18 protein-coding genes are annotated in these 19375 nt (G+C 67.9%); 9 read left to right on the top strand and 9 right to left on the bottom strand.

Annotation, left to right across the window (positions count from 1 at the left end; all coding sequences use genetic code 11):
- Positions 1-138: 138 nt before the first annotated feature.
- Positions 139-2397: a glycoside hydrolase family 3 C-terminal domain-containing protein gene (locus DIE22_RS26715; RefSeq protein ID WP_124606477.1), complete on the top strand. Its 2259-nt coding sequence runs from the start codon at positions 139-141 to the stop codon at positions 2395-2397.
- Positions 2398-2468: 71 nt separating this feature from the next.
- Here the strand turns inward: DIE22_RS26715 and DIE22_RS26710 are convergent, their stop codons facing one another.
- Positions 2469-3644: a GNAT family N-acetyltransferase gene (locus tag DIE22_RS26710; RefSeq protein WP_124606476.1), complete on the bottom strand. Its 1176-nt coding sequence runs from the start codon at positions 3642-3644 to the stop codon at positions 2469-2471.
- Between the two features lie 109 nt (positions 3645-3753).
- On the opposite strand from DIE22_RS26710, the gene DIE22_RS26705 reads away from it, so the two are divergent.
- On the top strand, positions 3754-5460 hold the full coding sequence (locus DIE22_RS26705; protein WP_124500450.1) for an NAD+ synthase: 1707 nt from the start codon (positions 3754-3756) through the stop codon (positions 5458-5460).
- Positions 5461-5543: 83 nt separating this feature from the next.
- On the top strand, positions 5544-5882 hold the full coding sequence (locus DIE22_RS26700) for a P-II family nitrogen regulator (RefSeq protein ID WP_006398637.1): 339 nt from the start codon (positions 5544-5546) through the stop codon (positions 5880-5882).
- 167 nt (positions 5883-6049) lie between these two features.
- Here DIE22_RS26700 and DIE22_RS26695 read toward each other — a convergent pair whose 3' ends face one another.
- The gene (locus tag DIE22_RS26695; protein ID WP_124500451.1) at positions 6050-7135 is read right to left on the bottom strand and encodes a porin; all 1086 of its coding nucleotides are present in this window, start codon (positions 7133-7135) and stop codon (positions 6050-6052) included.
- Positions 7136-7712: 577 nt separating this feature from the next.
- The gene (locus tag DIE22_RS26690) at positions 7713-8639 is read right to left on the bottom strand and encodes a LysR family transcriptional regulator (protein ID WP_124606475.1); all 927 of its coding nucleotides are present in this window, start codon (positions 8637-8639) and stop codon (positions 7713-7715) included.
- A gap of 139 nt (positions 8640-8778) precedes the next feature.
- On the opposite strand from DIE22_RS26690, the gene DIE22_RS26685 reads away from it, so the two are divergent.
- The gene (locus DIE22_RS26685) at positions 8779-9276 is read left to right on the top strand and encodes a GNAT family N-acetyltransferase (RefSeq protein WP_124500452.1); all 498 of its coding nucleotides are present in this window, start codon (positions 8779-8781) and stop codon (positions 9274-9276) included.
- Positions 9277-9331: 55 nt separating this feature from the next.
- On the opposite strand, the gene DIE22_RS26680 is transcribed toward DIE22_RS26685, so the two are convergent.
- The 4 genes from DIE22_RS26680 to DIE22_RS26665 form a co-directional block, all read right to left on the bottom strand.
- Entirely contained in the window at positions 9332-10111 is a 780-nt protein-coding gene (locus DIE22_RS26680) for an ABC transporter ATP-binding protein (RefSeq protein ID WP_124502156.1), read from the bottom strand.
- A 16-nt stretch (positions 10112-10127) separates the two neighbouring features.
- Positions 10128-10841, bottom strand: coding sequence for an ABC transporter permease (locus DIE22_RS26675; RefSeq protein WP_124606474.1), 714 nt, complete (start codon positions 10839-10841; stop codon positions 10128-10130).
- On the bottom strand, positions 10838-11527 hold the full coding sequence (locus DIE22_RS26670) for an ABC transporter permease (protein ID WP_124502158.1): 690 nt from the start codon (positions 11525-11527) through the stop codon (positions 10838-10840). Before DIE22_RS26670 ends, DIE22_RS26675 begins: the two co-directional genes overlap by 4 nt.
- Positions 11528-11755: 228 nt before the next feature.
- Positions 11756-12532: an ABC transporter substrate-binding protein gene (locus DIE22_RS26665; RefSeq protein ID WP_124502159.1), complete on the bottom strand. Its 777-nt coding sequence runs from the start codon at positions 12530-12532 to the stop codon at positions 11756-11758.
- Between the two features lie 366 nt (positions 12533-12898).
- On the opposite strand from DIE22_RS26665, the gene DIE22_RS26660 reads away from it, so the two are divergent.
- Positions 12899-13597 carry a pirin family protein gene (locus DIE22_RS26660; RefSeq protein WP_124606473.1) on the top strand — a complete coding sequence of 233 codons (699 nt, stop codon included), beginning with the start codon at positions 12899-12901 and terminating at the stop codon, positions 13595-13597.
- 70 nt (positions 13598-13667) lie between these two features.
- Here DIE22_RS26660 and DIE22_RS26655 read toward each other — a convergent pair whose 3' ends face one another.
- Positions 13668-14219 (bottom strand): periplasmic heavy metal sensor, encoded by a 552-nt coding sequence (locus tag DIE22_RS26655; RefSeq protein ID WP_124606472.1) that lies wholly within the window; start codon positions 14217-14219, stop codon positions 13668-13670.
- Positions 14220-14445: 226 nt separating this feature from the next.
- On the opposite strand from DIE22_RS26655, the gene DIE22_RS26650 reads away from it, so the two are divergent.
- Positions 14446-15171 carry a response regulator gene (locus DIE22_RS26650; protein WP_009693256.1) on the top strand — a complete coding sequence of 242 codons (726 nt, stop codon included), beginning with the start codon at positions 14446-14448 and terminating at the stop codon, positions 15169-15171.
- Positions 15155-16471 (top strand): ATP-binding protein, encoded by a 1317-nt coding sequence (locus DIE22_RS26645; protein ID WP_124502162.1) that lies wholly within the window; start codon positions 15155-15157, stop codon positions 16469-16471. The genes DIE22_RS26650 and DIE22_RS26645 overlap by 17 nt, the downstream gene beginning before the upstream one ends.
- Before the next feature lie 40 nt (positions 16472-16511).
- Here DIE22_RS26645 and DIE22_RS26640 read toward each other — a convergent pair whose 3' ends face one another.
- Positions 16512-16778: a hypothetical protein gene (locus DIE22_RS26640; RefSeq protein WP_027786765.1), complete on the bottom strand. Its 267-nt coding sequence runs from the start codon at positions 16776-16778 to the stop codon at positions 16512-16514.
- Positions 16779-17269: 491 nt separating this feature from the next.
- Here DIE22_RS26640 and DIE22_RS26635 point away from each other — a divergent pair, with 491 nt between their 5' ends.
- Positions 17270-19027: an ABC transporter permease subunit gene (locus DIE22_RS26635; protein WP_124606471.1), complete on the top strand. Its 1758-nt coding sequence runs from the start codon at positions 17270-17272 to the stop codon at positions 19025-19027.
- A 22-nt stretch (positions 19028-19049) separates the two neighbouring features.
- Positions 19050-19375, top strand: a 326-nt coding sequence (locus tag DIE22_RS26630; protein WP_124606470.1) for an ATP-binding cassette domain-containing protein, incomplete at its 3' end; no start/stop codon positions are given.

The raw sequence follows: 19375 nt of genomic DNA, 5'->3' as shown, positions 1-19375 counted from the left end.
TCGTCATGCCGTTCGGGTTTGTCCCCGCTGCGAGAGGTCAACGCATGCTCCTGCCGGTCAAGCATGGTGACCGGTCGATTTATAGACTCGGACGCTGGAGTGTGGCGACAAGTACAACAGATCGACTCAGGAGGATCAATGAAAACTTCGCTGTTCCGGTGTTCGACGATTGCGTCCGCGTGCGCGCTCACGGTGCTGCTCGCCTCGTGCGGCGGCGACGACATCCATGCGGGGCCGGCCGCACCGGTCGACCTCGATGCCGCGGCCGACCAGCGCGCGGCCGCGCTCGTCGCGCAACTGACGACCGACGAGAAACTGCAGCTCGTGCACGGCACCGGCATGCCCGCGCTCGACCTGGGCGGCCCGTTTCCGGCCGACGCGCTGAACGGCGCGAGCTATATCCCGGGCGTGCCGCGGCTCGGCATTCCGGCCGTCAGCAGCGCCGATTCGGCCGGCGGCGTGAACGTGAAGAACGCGCGCGTGACCGCGCTGCCCGCGCCGATCGCGCTCGCGGCGACGTGGGATCCGGCGCTCGCGGGCACCTACGGCACGCGCATCGCGCTCGAATTGCGCGCGCTCGGCTTCGCGGAAGGGCTCGGCGGCGGCGTGAACCTCGCGCGCGAGCCGCGCAACGGCCGCACGTTCGAATACATGGGCGAGGATCCGGTGCTGGCCGGCACGCTGAGCGCCGCGCGCACGCAGGGCACGCAGGCGCGGAAGGTGATCGCGACGATCAAGCATTTCGCATTCAACGACCAGGAAACCAACCGGATGACGATCGATTCGGTCGTCGACGAGCGGACCATGCGCGAGGCCGAGCTGCTCGCGTTCGAGATCGGCGTGAAGGACGGCCAGCCGGGCAACGTGATGTGCTCGTACAACCAGCTGAACGGCGTGTATGGGTGCGAGAACCCGTACCTGCTGACGACGGTGCTGAAGAACGAATGGGGCTTCAAGGGCGTCGTGCAGTCGGACTGGGGCGCGACGCACTCGACGGTCGCGGCCGTGCAGGCGGGGCTCGACGAGGAACAGCCGGGCGCGGCCGACGACGGCAACGCGCCGCTCGGCTCGTACTTCAATACGAAGCTGCGCGCGGCGCTGCAGGCCGGCAGCGTGTCGGTCGCACGGCTGAACGACATGGTGCAGCGCAAGCTGCGCACGTTGATCCGCATCGGCGTGATGGATGCGCCGCCGAAGCCGGGCGGCGCGATCGACGAAGCCGCCGGCAACGCCGACGCGCTCGCGATCGCGCGGCAATCGGCGGTACTGCTGAAGAACGCGGCCGCGCCGGGCGATGCGCAGCCCGTGCTGCCGCTCGCGGCCGGTGCGCTCAAGTCGGTCGTCGTGATCGGCGGGCACGCGGACGCGGGCGTGCTGTCGGGCGGCGGCTCGGGCGCGGTGCCGGCGATCGACGGCAATGCGGTGACGACCTGCCGGCAGCCGGCCGACATGCTGTTCGGCGGCTGCGCGACCTGGTACAAGTCCGCGCCGCTCGCGGCGATCCGCGCGAAGGTGCCGAACGCGTCGGTCAGCTATGTCGACGGGACGGACGCGACGGCCGCCGCGTCCGCGGCCGCGCAGGCCGATGTCGCGATCGTGTTCGCGACGCAGTGGCAGACGGAAGGGCTCGACCTCGCGAGCCTGTCGCTGCCCGACGCGAAGGCCGATCCGTACAACCAGCAATACGACCAGAACGTGCTGATCGCGGCAGTGGCGGCGAAGGCGAAGCGCGTGATCGTCGTGCTCGAGAACGGCAGTCCGGTGCTGATGCCGTGGCTCGCGAACGTGCACGGCGTGCTCGACGCATGGTATCCGGGCGTGCAGGGCGGCCAGGCGATCGCCGACCTGCTGTTCGGCGATGCGAATCCGTCGGGCCGGCTGCCGCTGACGTTCCCGAGGCAGGAGGCCGACCTGCCGCAGCCGGCGATCGATCCGTCGAACGCGCAGACCGTCTATGCGGAAGGGCTCGCGTACGGCTATCGCTGGTTCGACGCGAAGGCGATCGAGCCGCTGTTCCCGTTCGGCCATGGGTTGTCCTACACGACGTATGCGCTGTCGGCGATGACCGCGCGGGCCGACGCATCGGGCAACGTGACGGTCGGCGTGACGGTGACGAATACGGGCGCGCGGGCCGGCACGCAAACGGTGCAGATCTACGCGGCGCTGCCCGCCTCGCTCGGCGAGCCGCCGAAGCGGCTCGTCGGCTGGACGAAGGTCGCGCTGCAGCCGGGCGAGGCGCGCACGGTCAGCATCGCGGTGCCCGCGCAGCGCTTCGCGGTCTGGGATGCGGATGCGCACGCATGGCGGATCGGTGCAGGCAGCTACGGGCTGTCGGCGGCCGCGTCGTCGCGCGACCCGCAGGCGTTGTCGCAGACGGTGACGCTCGCCGCACACTGAAGCGGACGGCCGGATGGCACGCGGCGGGGCGTTCGACCGTCGCCGCGTGCCGGTGCGCCGGCGGGCCGATGTTAGCCGGCGCGCCGGAACGGATCGTGCTCGTGCAACTCGTCGACGTACGTGTGAATATGCTCGGTCTCGCGTTCGAGAAAGTGCGCGACCGCATCGGAAAACGCCGGATGCGCGAGCCAGTGCGCGGAATGCGTGACGGTTGGCAGGAAGCCGCGCGCGAGCTTGTGCTCGCCCTGCGCACCACCCTCGAACGTGTCGAGCCCGGCCTCGATGCAGAATTCGAGCAGCTGGTAGTAGGCCGTTTCGAAATGCAGGCAGGGCACGTGCTCGAGCGCGCCCCAGTAGCGGCCGTACAGCGTGCCGCCGCCGTTCGCGCCGCGCCGGTACACGGCGAGCGAGCTCGCGATCGGCTGCCCGTCGGCTTCCGCGATCACGAGCAGCAGGTTCTCCGGCATCGTCGCGCCGATCGCGCGGAAGAAGTCGAGATTCAGGTATGGGCTCGAATAGTGCTCGCGATAGGTTTGCCGGTAGCAGCGCGAGAAGAAGCGCCAGTCGGCATCGGTGATCCGGTCGCCGGTGAGCCGCCGGAACGTGATGCCGGCATCGCGCACCTTGCGCCGTTCCGCGCGAATGTTCTTGCGCTTCTTCTGCTCGAGCGTGCCGAGGAAGTCGTCGAAGTCGCGGTAGCCGTCGTTGAGCCAGTGGAACTGCACGCCTTCGCGCAGCATCATCCCCATCGATTCGAGCAGCCGCGCTTCGTCGCCGGTCGGGAACAGCACGTGCAGCGACGACACGTCGCTCTGCTCGGCGAACGCGAGCAGCGTCGCGGCGAGCTGGCGGCGCGCGGCGTCGTCGGCCGCGAGCAGGCGCGTGCCCTGCACGGGCGTGAACGGCACCGCGCACAGCAGCTTCGGGTAATAGGACAGGCCGTTGCGCTGGTACGCGTCGGCCCATGCCCAGTCGAACACGTATTCGCCGTACGAATGCTGCTTCGCATAGACGGGCGCAGCGGCCGCCAGACGGCCCGTGCGCGCATCGCTCAGCGTGACGAAGTGCGGCGACCAGCCGGTATCGTCGACCGCGCAGCGCGCGACCTGCAGCGCGTCGAGGAATTCGTGGCGCAGGAACGGCGTCGGCTGCGCGTCGCGCTCGAGCAGCGCGTTCCATTCGTCGGCCGGCACCTCCGCGGGGGACGACAGGATGCCCGTGCGATAATCGATGCGTTCGTGTTTCAAGCGTGAATCCGTACTGTTGGATGCCGCCGGATGCGTGCCGCCGTGGCCCGCGTCCGGGACGATTTCGTCAGCCGTTCAGGGCGCGCCGCCGGGCTGCGCCGATCCCGTCATGAAGACCCGACTCGCTCTCGCCCAGATCAACGTCACCGTCGGCGATTTCGCCGGCAACGTCGCGCGCCTCGTCGCGGCCGCCCGCGCCGCGCACAACGATGGTGCGCAGTTGATGATCGCCCCCGAACTCGCGCTGTCCGGCTATCCGCCGGAAGACCTGCTGCTGCGGCCCGCGTTCTACACGGCGGCGGCCGCCGCGCTCGCCGCGCTCGCCGATGCGCTGCGCGCGTTCGACGGGCTCGCGGTGCTGGTCGGCCATCCGCTGCGCAGCGCGGGCGGCGATGCGCACGCGCCAGCCGTCGATGGTAATGCAAACCGCCCGATCGAGCGCGGCGTGCCGCCGACCGACACCTACAACGCGGTGTCGCTGATCGTCGGCGGCGAGATCGTCGGCACCTACCGCAAGCAGGATCTGCCGAACGCCGACGTGTTCGACGAGAAGCGCTATTTCGCGACGGACACCCAACCGCTCGTGTTCGCGCTGAACGGCGTGAAATTCGGCGTGATCATCTGCGAGGACGCATGGCATGCGTCGGCCGCGCAGATCGCGAAGGCCGCCGGCGCGCAGGTGCTGCTGATTCCGAACGGCTCGCCGTACCACATGAACAAGGAAGCGCTGCGCATCGACATCCTGCGCGCGCGAATCCGCGAAACCGGGCTGCCGATGGTGTACGTGAACCTCGTCGGCGGCCAGGACGAGCTCGTGTTCGACGGCGGCTCGTTCGTGCTCGACGCGCAGGGCGCGCTCGTCGCGAAGATGCCGCAGTTCGACGAAGGGCACGCGATCGTCGAATTCGACGGTGCGCGGCCGCTGCCCGGCGCGATCGCGCCCGAATTGCCGACCGACGCGCAGGTCTATCGCGCGCTCGTGACCGGCGTGCGCGACTACATCGGCAAGAACGGTTTTCCCGGCGTGCTGATCGGGCTGTCGGGCGGCGTCGATTCCGCGCTGGTGCTCGCGGTCGCATGCGACGCGCTCGGGCCCGAGCGCGTGCGCGCGGTGATGATGCCGTCGCGCTACACGGCCGGCATCTCGACGACCGATGCGGCGGAGATGGCGCGGCGCGTCGGCGTGCGCTACGACGAGATCGCGATCGCGCCGATGTTCGACGCGTTCCGCGCGGCGCTCGCGGGCGAATTCGCGGGCCGCGCGGAGGACGCGACCGAAGAGAACATCCAGGCGCGCATCCGCGGCACGCTGCTGATGGCGCTGTCGAACAAGTTCGGCTCGATCGTGCTGACGACCGGCAACAAGAGCGAGATGGCGGTCGGCTACTGCACGCTGTACGGCGACATGGCCGGCGGCTTCGCGGTGATCAAGGACATCGCGAAGACGCTGGTCTACCGGCTGTGCCGCTATCGCAACGCGGCCGCCGACTACGAACTGCGTGACGTGATCCCCGAGCGGATCCTGACGCGCGCGCCGTCGGCCGAGCTGCGCGAGAACCAGACGGACCAGGACAGCCTGCCGCCGTACGACGTGCTCGACGCGATCATGCGGATGTATATGGAGGAGGACCGGCCGCTCGCGGAGATCGTCGCGGCCGGTTATGCCGAGGCCGACGTCGCGCGCGTGACGCGGCTCATCAAGATCAACGAATACAAGCGCCGCCAGGCGCCGATCGGCATTCGCGTCACGCATCGCGCGTTCGGGCGCGACTGGCGCTACCCGATCACGTCACGCTTTACCGAACGTCTCGATTGAGCCGTGCTGGGCCGTACGCGGCTGGCCGGCTTACAATCGGGATCGCGATTTTGCATCCAAACGAGCATTGAGGGACAACCATCATGAAACGCATCACCGCCATCATCAAGCCGTTCAAGCTGGACGAAGTCCGCGAAGCGCTCGCCGAAGTCGGCCTCACGGGCCTGACCGTGACGGAAGTGAAGGGCTTCGGCCGCCAGAAGGGGCACACGGAGCTGTATCGCGGCGCCGAATACGTCGTCGACTTCCTGCCGAAGATGAAGATCGAGGTGGTCGTCGCGGAAGCGCAGGTCGACCAGGTGATCGACGCGGTGATCGGCGCGGCCCGCACGGGCAAGATCGGCGACGGCAAGATCTTCGTGTCGGACGTCGAGCGCGTGATCCGCATCCGCACCGGCGAAGAGAACGAAGCGGCGGTCTGAGCGCCGCAACCGGCCATTCGGCGGACGCGGCAGATTCGGCCGCGGGCCGCACGATTCCCGCCCGCCAATAAAAAACGGTGCGGATACCCGGGTGGGTACCGCACCGATACGCGCCTCTCGCAGCAGCGTGGAAAGTGTTGTCGAATCGTTCTCTGGACGGCGCCTGATCAGAACAGGTGCTGGATGCCGGCGTAGACGCCGGTCTGGCTGCCGCCCGCATGCGGGTTGCCCGTCGACACGGCGGTGCCTGCACCGTTCGCGTTCAGGCCGAAGTTCGCGGTCTTGCTGTTGCGCACCGTCGCGACCTGCACGTCGAACAGCGTGCGCTTCGAGATGTTGTACGAACCGCCGACCGTGTAGATGTTCGCGTTGCCGCCGCCGTGGTTCGCGTTCACGTGATAGACGGCCGCGATCAGCGCTGCTGCCGGCGTTGCCTGCCACGTCACGCCGCCCCAGACCTGCTGGGTGCCGGTGATACCGTTGTTGACGGCCGGGCCGCCGCTGCCGTCCGCGTGCGACGCCTGGTAGGCGGCCTGCAGCTTGAACTGGCCGAGGAACACGTTCGCGCCCGCGAAGTATTCACGCGAGTAGTTGAACACGTCGGAGAAGCGGCCGTTGCTGTCGCGCGTTTCGTCGTAGATGCCGCGCAACTGGAACAGCGAGTTCGTGTACGTGATCTGTGCGCCGGCCGCACGACCCGGCTGGCCGGCCGTCGTGTTGCCGTTGAAGCTGGTGGAGTTCGAGAAGGCGAACTGGCCGTAGAAGTCGAGGCCGTAGAACTGCGGCGACTGGTACGACACGTTGTTGCTGGTCTTGTTCCAGTTGCGGCCGCGCACGAGCGATGCCGACGACCAGCTCGACTGGCCCAGCGGATCGAAGTCCCACACGCCGTTCGCGATCGCGAGTTCGCGGCCGAACAGCAGCGTACCGTAGCGGTCGTTCGTAATGCCGACGGTCGCGAAACGATCCCAGATCGAGCCGCTCGTGCCGAGGCCACCGTTCATCGTGTTGAACGCGCCTTCCAGGTGGAACAGGATCTTGTTGCCGCCGCCGATGTCCTCGCTGCCCTTCAAGCCCCACAGGCTCGTGCCCCAGTCGCCGCTCTCCGCGCGGTAGCGATGGCCGTCCTGCAGGCCGTTCATGTACTCGAGGCCGGCATCCAGGCGACCATACAGCGTGACGCTGCTCTGCGCGTGCGCCGTTACCACTCCAGCAGCCATCAGCGCGGCCGCGACCAAAGCTTTCTTCATCATCTCCTCCATACCCTGTCAAAAAGTCAACCCAGACTGCACGAGATGCCCGGCGCAGCGAGCGCCGGGCAAAAGCGAAAAGCGGGATAACCAGGGAGACCTCGTGCAGGGCCGGTAAGCGTGGCACGCGGGCAAGCGGACGGAACACCGTTGAGCGGTCCCGCGCTGCCGGGTCGGCTTGCGGGTCTCCTTGTTGTGTCGTGAAGCTAAACTACATTTCACGAACTTCGTTTTGCTACTTTGGTTACTAATTTAGCAAAAATACAATTTTGTGGCGATGGAAATCGTTGTTTGACTAACACGTGTCGCCAAATTGCCATGCAACAGAGTACGCAGCAGGTGCCCGAGAAGGAGCCGGCTCCCGGAAAACCCTTCTCCAGCAAGGGAGACATGGATTCGGCGGTCATGGGTCAAGGATTGCCACTATTGACGTCGCCGGGGGCGCCGGCGTAGGCGCCGGGGAGACGGAATTAGTCAGCATTTCGTAATGATCGGGCGGCTGTCGCCGTCGCCCGAATGCGCCGGAAACGCCAGCCCGACAAGGGACACCGCACGCCGTGCGGGCCCATGAGCGTGCTGCTCAACCGGGCGCCGGCCGTGCTTCGAGCAACTGCGCGCGAATCCACCGGTGCGCATCGGTGCGCGCGTGCTTCGCGTGCGAGTAGACCTTCACCGTATAGCGCGGGATCTCGAACGGCGCGGGGAAGATGCGGATCGGCGTCGCGTGGCGCAGTGCCTGCGCGGCGCGGTTCGGCACCGTCATCAGCAACGCCGATTCCGCGATCACGAACGGCGCGGCCAACACGCTCGGCAGCTGCACGGCGACCTGCCGCGCGAGGCCGAGCCGGTCGAGCACGTAGTCCACGACGCCTCGCGACTCGTTCCAGGGCGTGACGACGACGTGGCGCGCGGCGAGATACTGGTCGAGCGTCAGCCGCCGGCGGATGTCGGGATGCGCGGCGCTCGCGATCACCACGTAGTCGTCCGAGAACCAGTCGAAATCCTCGATGCCCGGCGCGTCGGCGGCCGATTCCTCGTGATAGCCGAGCGCGAAATCGATGCGGCCGGCCGCGAGTTCGTCGATCGAGATCTTTCGGTCGGAATGGACGACGCGGATCCGCAGCCGCGGCGCGACCTGCCCGATGCGCGCGAGCAGCGCCGGCAGCACGGCGAACGCCGTGTAGTCGCTCGCGGCGAACACGAACGTACGGTCGCTTTGCGCGGGATCGAAGCGGCGCGCGCGCGCGAGCCCCTTCGACATCGTGTCGAGCGCGTCGCCGGCCCAGGTGGCGATGTCGTCGGCGCGCACGGTCGGCTGCATCTCGTTGCCGAGCCGCACGAACAGCGCGTCGCCGATCGCTTCGCGCAGCCGCGCGAGCGCGTGGCTCAGCGCGGACGGGCTCATCGCCAGTTCGTGCGCGGCCGCGGCGACCGACCGGTGGCGGTACAGCGCGTCGAATGCGAGCAGCAGGTTCAGGTCGAGACGGCGCAGGTCGGGATGCATCATGTTCATGTCAGGATGAATAAACTGCACTTCCTGCAGTTGAGCCGCGAACGTAGCATGTCGATCCGGGCGACGCTATGCGCATTTGCGCGGGCGGCATCGCATTCCATTTTCAGTTCGGGCCGAAGGAGGGCTCCCTACCGTGCAAATCGACATCCGTTCCGCCACCGTCGCGGACGTGCCGCAGATCCTGCGTTTCATCACCGAGCTGGCCATCTACGAGAAGGCGGAGCATGAAGTGGTCGCGACACCCGCGTCGCTCGAGCGCAGCCTGTTCGGCGAAGGAACGCCCGCGCGCGCGCTGATCTGCGAGGTCGACGGCGAGCCGGCCGGCTTCGCCGTGTATTTCTTCTCGTATTCGACGTGGCTCGGCCGCCAGGGGCTGTATCTCGAGGATCTGTACGTATCGCCGCGCTTTCGCGGCGCGGGCGCCGGGCTGCGGCTGCTGAAGGCGCTCGCGCGCATCGCCGTGGACACCGGCTGCGGGCGGTTCGAATGGAGCGTGCTCGACTGGAACGAGCCGGCGATCCGCTTCTACGAAAGCGTCGGCGCGGCGCCGCAGAGCGAATGGGTGCGCTACCGGCTCGCGGGCGATGCGCTGCGCGCGTTCGCGGACGGCGCGCCGGCGGACGCCGCGTAAAGGCAAAACGGGCGCCGCATGGCGCCCGTTCGTGTGGTGCAACGCGTCGTGTGCGTTACTTGAGGCTACCCGACAGGAACCCGCGCAGGCGTTCGCTCTTCGGGTTGGCGAACACCTCGGCCGGCACGCCTTCTTCCTCGACGCGCCCCTGGTGCAGGAACATCACGTGGTTCGACACGTTGCGCGCGAAGCCCATCTCGTGCGTGACGACGATCATCGTGCGGCCTTCCTCGGCCAGCTTCTGCATCACCTTCAGCACTTCGCCGACGAGTTCCGGATCGAGCGCCGACGTCGGCTCGTCGAACAGCATCACGTCCGGATGCATCGCCAGCGCGCGCGCGATCGCGACACGCTGCTGCTGGCCGCCCGACAGGTGCGACGGATACTGCTTTTCCACGCGCGGCGCGAGGCCGACCTTCTCGAGATATTCGCGCGCACGCTCCTCGGCTTCCTTCTTCGGGATGCCGAGCACGTTGACGGGCGCTTCCATCACGTTCTCGATCACGTTCATGTGCGACCAGAGGTTGAAGTGCTGGAACACCATCGACAGCTTGGTGCGCACGCGCTGCAGCTGCTTCGAATCGGCCGCGCGCAGCGCGCCCGTCTTGTCGGGGGTGGTGCGCACTTCCTCGCCGTCGACGACGATGCGGCCCGCGTTCGGCTGCTCGAGGAAGTTGATACAGCGCAGCATCGTGCTCTTGCCCGAACCGGACGAGCCGATCACGCTGATCACGTCGCCCGAGTTCGCCTTCAGCGACACGCCCTTGAGCACCTCGTTGTCGCCGTATCGCTTGTGCAGATCGTCGACGAAAAGCTTCTGAGTCTGGGAATTCATATAGTCCTGCGAAAACTTACTTGCCTTGCGGGCGCAGATACGCGAGCCAGCGACGCTCGGCCTGGCGGAACAGCCACACGAGCGTGAACGAGATCACGAGATAGAGCAGGGCGGCGATGCCGAATGCGTGGAACGACATGTAGGTCGCCGAGTTGACGTCGCGGGCGATCTTCAGGATGTCCGGCACGGTCGCGGTGAACGCGACGGTGGTTGCGTGCAGCATCAGGATCACTTCGTTGCTGTAGAGCGGCAGCGAGCGGCGCAGCGCGGACGGCAGGATCACGCGGCGATACATCGTGAAGGTGGACATCCCGTACGCGCGCGCGGCCTCGATCTCGCCGTACGACGTCGACTTGATCGCGCCCGCGAAGATCTCGGTGGTGTACGCGCAGGTGTTCAGCGTGAACGCGAGCAGCGTGCAGTGCATCCCGTCGCGGAAGAACGCGTCGAGCAGCGGCGTGCCGCGCACGAACTGCAGGCTGTAGAGGCCGGTGTAGCAGAGCAGCAGCTGCACGTAGAGCGGCGTGCCGCGGAACACGTACGTATAGAGCCATACGGCGCCCGACAGCCACTTCTTCTTCGACACGCGGGCCACCGCGAGCGGCACCGACAGGCAGAAGCCGAGGCCGATCGACACGACGAGCAGCCACAGCGTGATCGCGACGCCGGTGAGCCGGAAGCCGTCGGTGTAGAGGTAGTTGCGCCAGTATTCTTGGATGAGTTCGATCATAGGTCAGCCTTGCGGACACCGGTCGAGTAGCGCTTTTCGAGCCACATCAGCACGAAGTTCGAGATCGTCGTGATGGCGAGGTAGACCGCACCGGCGATCAGCGTGAAGAAGAAGAACCGCAGCGTGCCCTTGCCGGCGTCCTGCGACGCCTTCACGACGTCCGCGAGGCCGATGATCGACACGAGCGCGGTCGACTTCACGAGCACCTGCCAGTTGTTGCCGATGCCCGGCAGCGCGAAGCGCATCATCTGCGGGAACATGATCCGCGTGAACACCTGCCAGCTGGTCATCCCGTACGCGCTGCCGGCCTCGAGCTGGCCGCGCGGCACCGACAGGAACGCGCCGCGGAAGGTCTCGGTGAAGTACGCGCCGTAGATGAAGCCGAGCACGAGCACGCCGGCGAGGAACGGGTCGATGTCGATCTGGTCCCAGCCGAGCGCGTCGGTCGCCACGTTCAGCCAGATCTGCAGGCTGTAGAACAGCAGCAGCATCAGCACGAGGTCGGGGACGCCGCGGATCAGCGTCGTGTAGACGGTGCCGGCGCCGTTCGTGAAGCGGTTGCGCGACAGCTTCGCGCCCGCGCCGAGCAGGCCCAGCAGGAACGACAGCGCGAGCGACAGCACCGCCAGTTTGACGGTTTGCCAGGTGCCTGCGAGGATCAGCGGGCCGTAGCCTTGTAGAAACATATGTGGTCCCTGGTGTGGTCCCTGAGGGCGCGCGCGGTGCGCCGTGAAAGACGCGCCCGCCAAGCTGCGCGGAACGCCCCGTGCGTATCATGACCGTCCGCCCCGGCAACGGTGCCGGGCCAGCCCGTCGCGCGGGCGGCGGGCGAGGGGGCGGGCGGCGCGTGGTTGACTGCCTGTACTGCCGGACGCGGGGCCGCCCCCACATCCGCTTCCCGTCATTGTCGGCGCTCAGCGCGCCGAGTAGACGCTGAACGAGAAATACTTGTGCGACAGCCGGTCGTACGTGCCGTCCTCGTGCATGTCGGCCAGCGCCTTGTTGAGCTTGAGCTTCAGGTCCGTGTCTTCCTTGCGCAGGCCGATCGCGGTGCCGTCGCCGATCGTCTTCTGATCCTTCACTTCCGGGCCGGCGAACGCGAAACCCTTGCCGCGCGGCGTGCGCAGGAAACCGTAGTCGGCCTGCAGTTCATCCTGCAGCGTCGCGTCGAGGCGGCCCGAGCCGAGATCGGCATAGACCTGGTCCTGGTTCTGGTAAGGAACGATCGTCACGCCCTGCGGTTCCCAGTACGCCTTCGCGTAGGATTCCTGCGTCGAGCCCTGCTCGACGCCGACACGCTTGCCCTTGAGCGACGCGACCGTCGGCAGCAGCGGCGAGCCGGCCTTCGCGATCATGCGAGCGGGCGCGTCGTACACCTTGTCGGAGAAGTCGATCTGCGCGCGGCGCTTGTCCGTGACGGTCAGCGACGACACGATGACGTCGTACTTCTTCGCCTTCAGCGCCGGGATGATCCCGTCGAGATCCTGCGCGACCCACACGCACTTCACGTTGATCCGCTTGCAGATTTCCTTGGTGAGATCGACGTCGAAACCGACGATCTCGCCGCTCGGCGCGGTCGACTCGAACGGCGGGTAGCTGGCATCGACGCCGATCCGCACGGTCTTCCACTCTTTCGCGAAGGCGCTGCCCGCCACGAGGGCGAGGGCGGCGCACAGGGCGGCCTTCTTCATTTCCATCCTTTTGTCGCTCACTTCCGGGGGGCGCTCGCGGCCGGTCGGGCCGGGCGCCGCGGCGTATTCTAGACGGCCAAAATTCGTGTTTCGGCGCGCTGGCAACGGCGCCCGCCGGACGGGCGAGCGCCAAAAGGGCGGTATTTTACCCGAACGCGATATCCGGAAAACGGCAATCCGGCGCGACCGATCGATTCTTCGATCGGGGTGTTGCGGCAATCGTGGTATTTGCAACGGGTATTGCGTCGATTGGGTGCGTCGGCGCAACGATGCGGTGCGCGTGCGGCGGATTGTGGCGCGCGCCGCGCGCCCCTACAGTGCTGGTAAACCCGAAAAAGAAGACCTGCCCGCCGGAGTGCCCGCCCCATGTTCCAGATCCGCCGCGCCGCCGACCGTTGCCACACGCGTCAAGGCTGGCTCGAATCGAGCCACAGCTTCCCGCTCGCCGGCCACGCCGGGGCCACGCATCCGCCGTTCGGCGCGCTGCGCGTGCTGAGCGAGGACCGGATCGCACCGACGCGCGGTTTCGGGATGCAGCCGCGCCGCAATCTCGAAATCGTCACCTACGTGCTGGACGGTGCGCTCGCGCATCGCGACAGCCTCGGCAACGGCGCAATCGTGCGGGCCGGCGGCGTCCAGCGGATGAGCGCCGGCACGGGGCTCATGCACAGCGAAACCAACGCGTCGTGCGACCGGGCGCTGCATCTGCTGCAGATCTGGCTGCAGCCGGCCGAGCGGGGCGGGGCGCCCGGCTATGCGGAGCGGCGTTTCGCCGACGACGAGAAGCGCGGGCGCCTGCGGCTCGTCGCATCGCCGGACGGCGACGACGGCGCGCTGTCGATCCGTGCGGACGCGCGGATCTTCGCGGGGTTGATCGACGGCGACGAGGAGACGGCCTTCGGCGTGCGGGCCGGACGCGGCACGTACGTGCATGTGGCCCGCGGCGAGGTGGAGGTCAACGGCCACGCGCTGGCCGCGGGCGACGGCGCGCGGATCGCGGGGGTGGACGCGGTCGCGTTCGCACGCGGCCGGGCGGCCGAGGTGCTGCTGTTCGACGTCGCCTGAAATGAAACAGGGGACGCGGGCCGGGCGCCCGCGTCCCCTGCGATGCCGCGCGGGGCGGCGGCCCGCCGGCTTACTGCGCCGGCGCCGACGCGCCCTTGGCCGCGCGGTGCTGCTGCCAGCGCTCCTTCATCTTCTCGTGACGCTGTTCCATCCGTGCGAACTGCTGCTTCAGCGCGGTGCTGACCGTCGTCTTCTGCTGGTCGTTCAGCCCGTTGTAGAACGCGAGCCAGGCCGCCGAGCTCTGCTCGCGCAGCTGCGCATTCTGCTGCTCGGCCTGCTGACGGGCGGCGTGCATCGCGCTCAGGTCGAGGATCGGCTGGTTCTGCTGCGCCTTGAACTGCTCGCGCATCTGCTCGTGGCTCTTGCGCATCGCTTCATGGTTCTGCTTCATCGTGTTGACGGCCGTCTGCCATTGCTGTTCCTGCGACGCGTTGAGCTTCAGCTGGTCGTGCAGCTTCATGATCATGCCGAACGGGCCGCCGTCATGGCCGCCGTGCATCTGGTGCATGCCGGGGCCGCCCGGCGGCGGCATGTCGTCGGGTTGCGCGGCATGCGCGGTGCCGAAGGCGAGAGCGAGCACGGTGGCGGCCGCAATGGCCACGCGGGAAGTCTTCTTATACATTTCAGAAACTCCTTGTATCCAGAGGGTCCGGCGATGCGGGGCGCGGGGTGATCCGTGTACCGCATCCGGTAAGACGCAGGTTAGCGGCGCGTGCCCCGGCCGGTGTTACGCGGGGTGGCTGCCGGGTTACGGCGCATTACAGTTCCCTTGCGCCGTAACCCGCAGTAACCCTTTCGTCCCTTTGTTTCGTTCTTCGACTCCGCACTCGCGCGGTAAACTTCAAGCCATGACTACCCAGATCCTCATCGTCGACGACGACCAAGAACTCCGAGACCTGCTGCGCGACTATCTCGTGCGCCAGGGGATGGAAGTGTCCGTGCTGCACGACGCGGCGACGCTCGAGAAGCGCCTCGAGCGCGAGCGGCCCGACCTGATCGTGCTGGACCTGATGATGCCGGGCGTGGATGGCCTGACCGCGCTGCGCCAGCTGCGCGCGGCCGGCGACGACATCCCCGTGATCATGCTGACCGCGCGCGCGGACGACGTCGACCGCATCGTCGGGCTCGAACTCGGCGCGGACGACTACCTCGGCAAGCCGTTCAACCCGCGCGAGCTGCTCGCGCGCGTGCAGGCCGTGCTGCGCCGCCGCCGGGCGACGCCATCGGCGGCGGCGCCCGAGCAGCGCGAGCCGTTCGCGTTCGGCCGCTTCGTGCTCGACTTCCAGGCGCGCACGCTGTCGGTCGACGGCAAGCCGGCGACGCTGTCGAGCAGCGAATTCGCGCTGCTGAAGATCTTCGTGAACCATGCGCTGCGCACGCTCACGCGCGAGCGGCTGCTCGAGCTGCTGCACGGGCCCGAGTACGACGGCACCGACCGCGGCATCGACGTCCAGGTGTGGCGCCTGCGCCGCATCCTCGAAACGGATCCGTCGACGCCGCGCTTCATCCAGACGGTTCGCGGGCGCGGCTACGTGTTCGTGCCCGACGGCGAGGCCCATGCGCAAACCCATTGATTCGCTGTTCGGGCGGCTGGCGCTGCTGGTCGTCGGCGTGCTGCTCCTGTCGCACTTCGCATGGTTTTTCGCGATGCGCCTCGAGCGCAGCCAGATGCAGACGCGCTACGCGGTCGAGGAGGCCGCGTTCCTCGTCGACGCGGTGCGCCAGCACGTCGAGCGCACGCCCGACCAGCCGCTGCCGTCGCGGGTGCGGCTGGTGTCGCCGGACAGTGCCGACGTACCGAAGGACGCCGAGTCGAACCTGCCGGCGCCGCTCAAGCGTTTCCGCGACGACGTGAGCGAGCGGATGCCGGCCGGCACCCGGGTCGAGATCGGCGCGCCGGGCCATCCGCCGGTGCTGTGGGTCAAGGAGCCGACCGACCCCAACTGGATCGTGGTGCCGGTGCAGCCGCTGCGGCCGCCGCGCTCGCTCGACCGGATGCTGTTGTGGCTCGGCACGATCTTCTCGGCCGGCGTGATCGCCGCGCTGTTCGCGGCCTGGCAGCTGCAGCAGCCGCTGCGCTCGCTGGCGCGCGCGGTCGCGCGCTTCGGCCGCGGCCAGCCGGTGCCGCCGCTGCGCGAGCGCGGTCCGCGCGAGCTGCGCCAGCTCACGCACGGCTTCAACCAGATGGTGGAACAGGTGTCGCAGGCCGAGAGCGACCGCGCGGTGATGCTGGCCGGCGTCGCGCACGACCTGCGCACACCGCTTGCGCGGATGCGCCTGCGCGCGGAAATGATGGACGACGCGCGGCTGCGCGACGGCGTGGTGCGCGATGTCGACTCGATGTCGCACATCGTCGACCAGTTTCTCGTGTTCGCACACGGCGGGGCGGACCGCAGCGAGCCCGTGCCGGTCGACCAGACCTGCGAGCGGATCGCGCGCAGCTATCGCGCGGTCGCACCGAACGCGCCGGCGGTCCAGACGCATCTCGCGGCAGACGAGGGCTTCCGCCTGCCGACCGCGACGCTCGACCGGATCCTGTCGAACCTGCTGGACAATGCGCATGCGTACGGCGCACCGCCCGTGCTGGTCGAGACGGCGCGTACGCCGACGGGCTACGTGCTGTCGGTCAGCGACAGCGGCGGGGGGATTGCGCCGCGCGACCTCGCGGCCGCGACGCGGCCGTTCGTGCGGCTCGACCCCGCGCGCGGCGGGAACGGCCACAGCGGGCTGGGGCTCGCGATCGTCGAGCGGCTCGTGCTGAGGCTGGGCGGGGCGTGCGAGATCGGCAACCGTCCCGAGGGCGGCCTGCGCGTGGCGATGACGTTCCCGTTCGACGTGGTGCCGAAGGACGAACGTCACGCACAGGCCGCGTAAGCGGCGCATGCGGCGCCTGCCGGGCAGGCGCCGCGCGGCATCATTCGCCGAACAGCGTGCCGAGCGTCTCGGCGGCGTTGCTGTCGATGGTGTTGTAGGTCACGCTGGTGGCCTCGAAGATATAGACGGTCGTATAGCGGCCCAGGCGTTCCAGGATTTCCTCCTGCAGCGATTCCGGCACGACGTTCATGTTCAGGTACCACGCCGTCGACGACAGCCGGGTCTGGAACGACCCGTATTCCTGCATCAGCTCGTAGAACGCATCGGCGTCCTGATCGCGGCAGACGATCACCAAGTTTCCTGCCATTCCCTTCCTCCCGCTGGTCGGTCGATCCCCGGGGGCTGCCGGTCGGCAGACCCCAGGGGCTAGCCCCGATCATACCTGCTTCGCCGCAATCGTCCGCCGACGTCCGGCATGGTTTGCGCCCGTGTGCGGCTGCCGGGTTCCCGGCCGGCCCGGATCACGGCATAATTCGGGGCCTGCACGCCGGCCGGACGACTGCGGCCGGGCTGCTCCGCACCGCGCGCCGTCCGCCTGCGCGCCGGGCACGATCCGTGCACCGCCCGCGCGTCGCCGCACTGCCCCCGGACGGTTGAACCTGAAATACAGGTTGGTGTAGTGTCGTGCCGTCGCAGCCGACTCGCCGCGCCGGGGCGCAGCTTGCACGCCCGGCGCGTCGCGCCGGCGTGAGATCGTGAATCAATCGAATTACCGCGTCGAATTACCGCGCCCGTGCGCTTTGCCATGAATCAACATCGTCTGCCGGCTTCGTTCGGCCTTACCGGGGAGGGCGCCTGATGGACGTCGGATTCTTCAATCCGAACCGGACCGCCAACGCGTCCGCGTGGCGCGTCCTGCCGAACCGGTGGGACTTCATCGCGTTCCCGCTGATCATCTGCCTGATCGCGATGGCGGTCGTCGGCTTTCATGAAACGATGGCGCCGATCGGGACCCTTCAGACCCAGAAGATTTCGCTCGATCCGTCGAACCTGCCCGAATACGCGTTGCGCACGACGCTGCGGATGCTCGCCGCGATGGTCGCGTCGCTCGCGTTCACGCTGGTCTACGGCACGCTCGCGGCGAAAAGCCGCCGCGCGGGGATGGTGCTGATCCCGATCCTCGACATCCTGCAGTCGGTGCCGGTGCTCGGCTTCATCTCGTTTACGGTCACGTTCTTCCTCGCGCTGTTCCCGAGCCGCGTGCTCGGCGCCGAGCTCGCGGCGATCTTCGCGATCTTCACGAGCCAGGCGTGGAACATGACGTTCAGCTTCTACCAGTCGCTGCGCACGGTGCCGCGCGATCTGGACGAAGTGTCGCGCGGCTTCCACCTGACGTCGTGGCAGCGCTTCTGGAAGCTCGAGGTGCCGTTCTCGATGCCGGGGCTGATCTGGAACATGATGATGTCGATGTCGGGCGGCTGGTTCTTCGTCGTCGCGTCGGAGGCCATCACCGTCGGCAATCACACGATCACGCTGCCGGGGATCGGCGCGTACCTCGCGCAGGCGATCTCGGACCAGAACTTCAGCGCGATCGGCTGGGTGATCCTCACGATGACGGTCGTGATCCTCGCGTACGACCAGTTCCTGTTCCGTCCGCTGATCGCGTGGGCCGACAAGTTCCGGATGGAGAACACCGCATCGGGCGATGCGCCGCAATCCTGGCTGCTCGACCTCGTGCGCCGTACGCGCCTGATCCATCAGCTGCTGGTGCCGGCCGGCTGGTTCTTCGCGAAGGCCGCGCGGATTCCGCTGCGCCTGCCGCTGTCGGGCGCGATGCGCTTCACGCTGCCCAAAGTCGAGAAGAAGGCGTCGCGCACGGTCGACATCGCGTGGGCGGCGCTCGTGCTGATCGGCACGCTCTATATCGTGTGGCGCGTCGTCAGCTTCGTGTCGACCGGCGTGACGATGGCCGAGGTCGGCCACGTGATCGGCCTTGGGCTCATCACGCTGCTGCGCGTGGTGGTGCTGATCTCGATCGCATCGGTGATCTGGGTGCCGATCGGCGTGTGGGTCGGGCTGCGCCCGAAGCTCGCCGAGAAGCTGCAGCCGCTCGCGCAGTTTCTCGCCGCGTTTCCGGCCAACCTGCTGTTCCCGGTGTTCGTGATCGTGATCGCGCGTTTCCACCTGAACGCCGACATCTGGCTGTCGCCGCTGATCGTGCTCGGCACGCAGTGGTATATCCTGTTCAACGTGATTGCCGGCGCGACGTCCTATCCGAACGATTATCGCGAAGCGGCGACGAACTTCCGGATCCGCGGCTGGCAGTGGTGGCGCCAGGCGATCCTGCCGGGCATCTTCCCGTACTACGTGACCGGCGCGATCACCGCGTCGGGCGGCGCGTGGAACGCGAGCATCGTGTCGGAAGCGGTGCAGTGGGGCACGACCAAGATCGAGGCGCACGGCATCGGTGCGTATATCGCAGAGACCACGGCCGCCGGCGACTTTCCGAAGATCATCCTGGGCATCGCCGTGATGTCCCTGTTCGTTACCCTGTTCAACCGCCTGCTGTGGCGCCCGCTGTATGCCTTCGCCGAAGCGAAGCTGCGGCTCGACTGAGACCGATTGAGAGCGAAACGCGATGCACAATCCGAATGCTGTAAACGCCCCCGTCCAGACGTCCCAGCCACCGCGCCTCGGCGAGGAAATCCTGCGTGTCGATCACGTCTGCCGCGGCTTCAACAAGACGCAGGGCGAACTGCTCGTGCTCGACGACGCGAACCTGTCGCTGCGCGAAGGCGAGATCGTCGGGCTGCTCGGCCGCTCCGGCTCGGGCAAGTCCACGCTGTTGCGAATCATCGCCGGGCTGATCGAGCCGACCGGCGGTGAGGTGACCTATCTCGGCAAGCCGCTGCGCGGCCCGGCCGAAGGCGTCGCGATGGTGTTCCAGACCTTCGCGCTGTTCCC

Source organism: Burkholderia sp. Bp9142 (assembly GCF_003853415.1).
Taxonomy (GTDB): Bacteria; Pseudomonadota; Gammaproteobacteria; order Burkholderiales; family Burkholderiaceae; genus Burkholderia.
The sequence above is the reverse complement of the archived record's forward strand: the minus strand, read 5'-3'. Positions and strand labels throughout refer to the sequence as shown.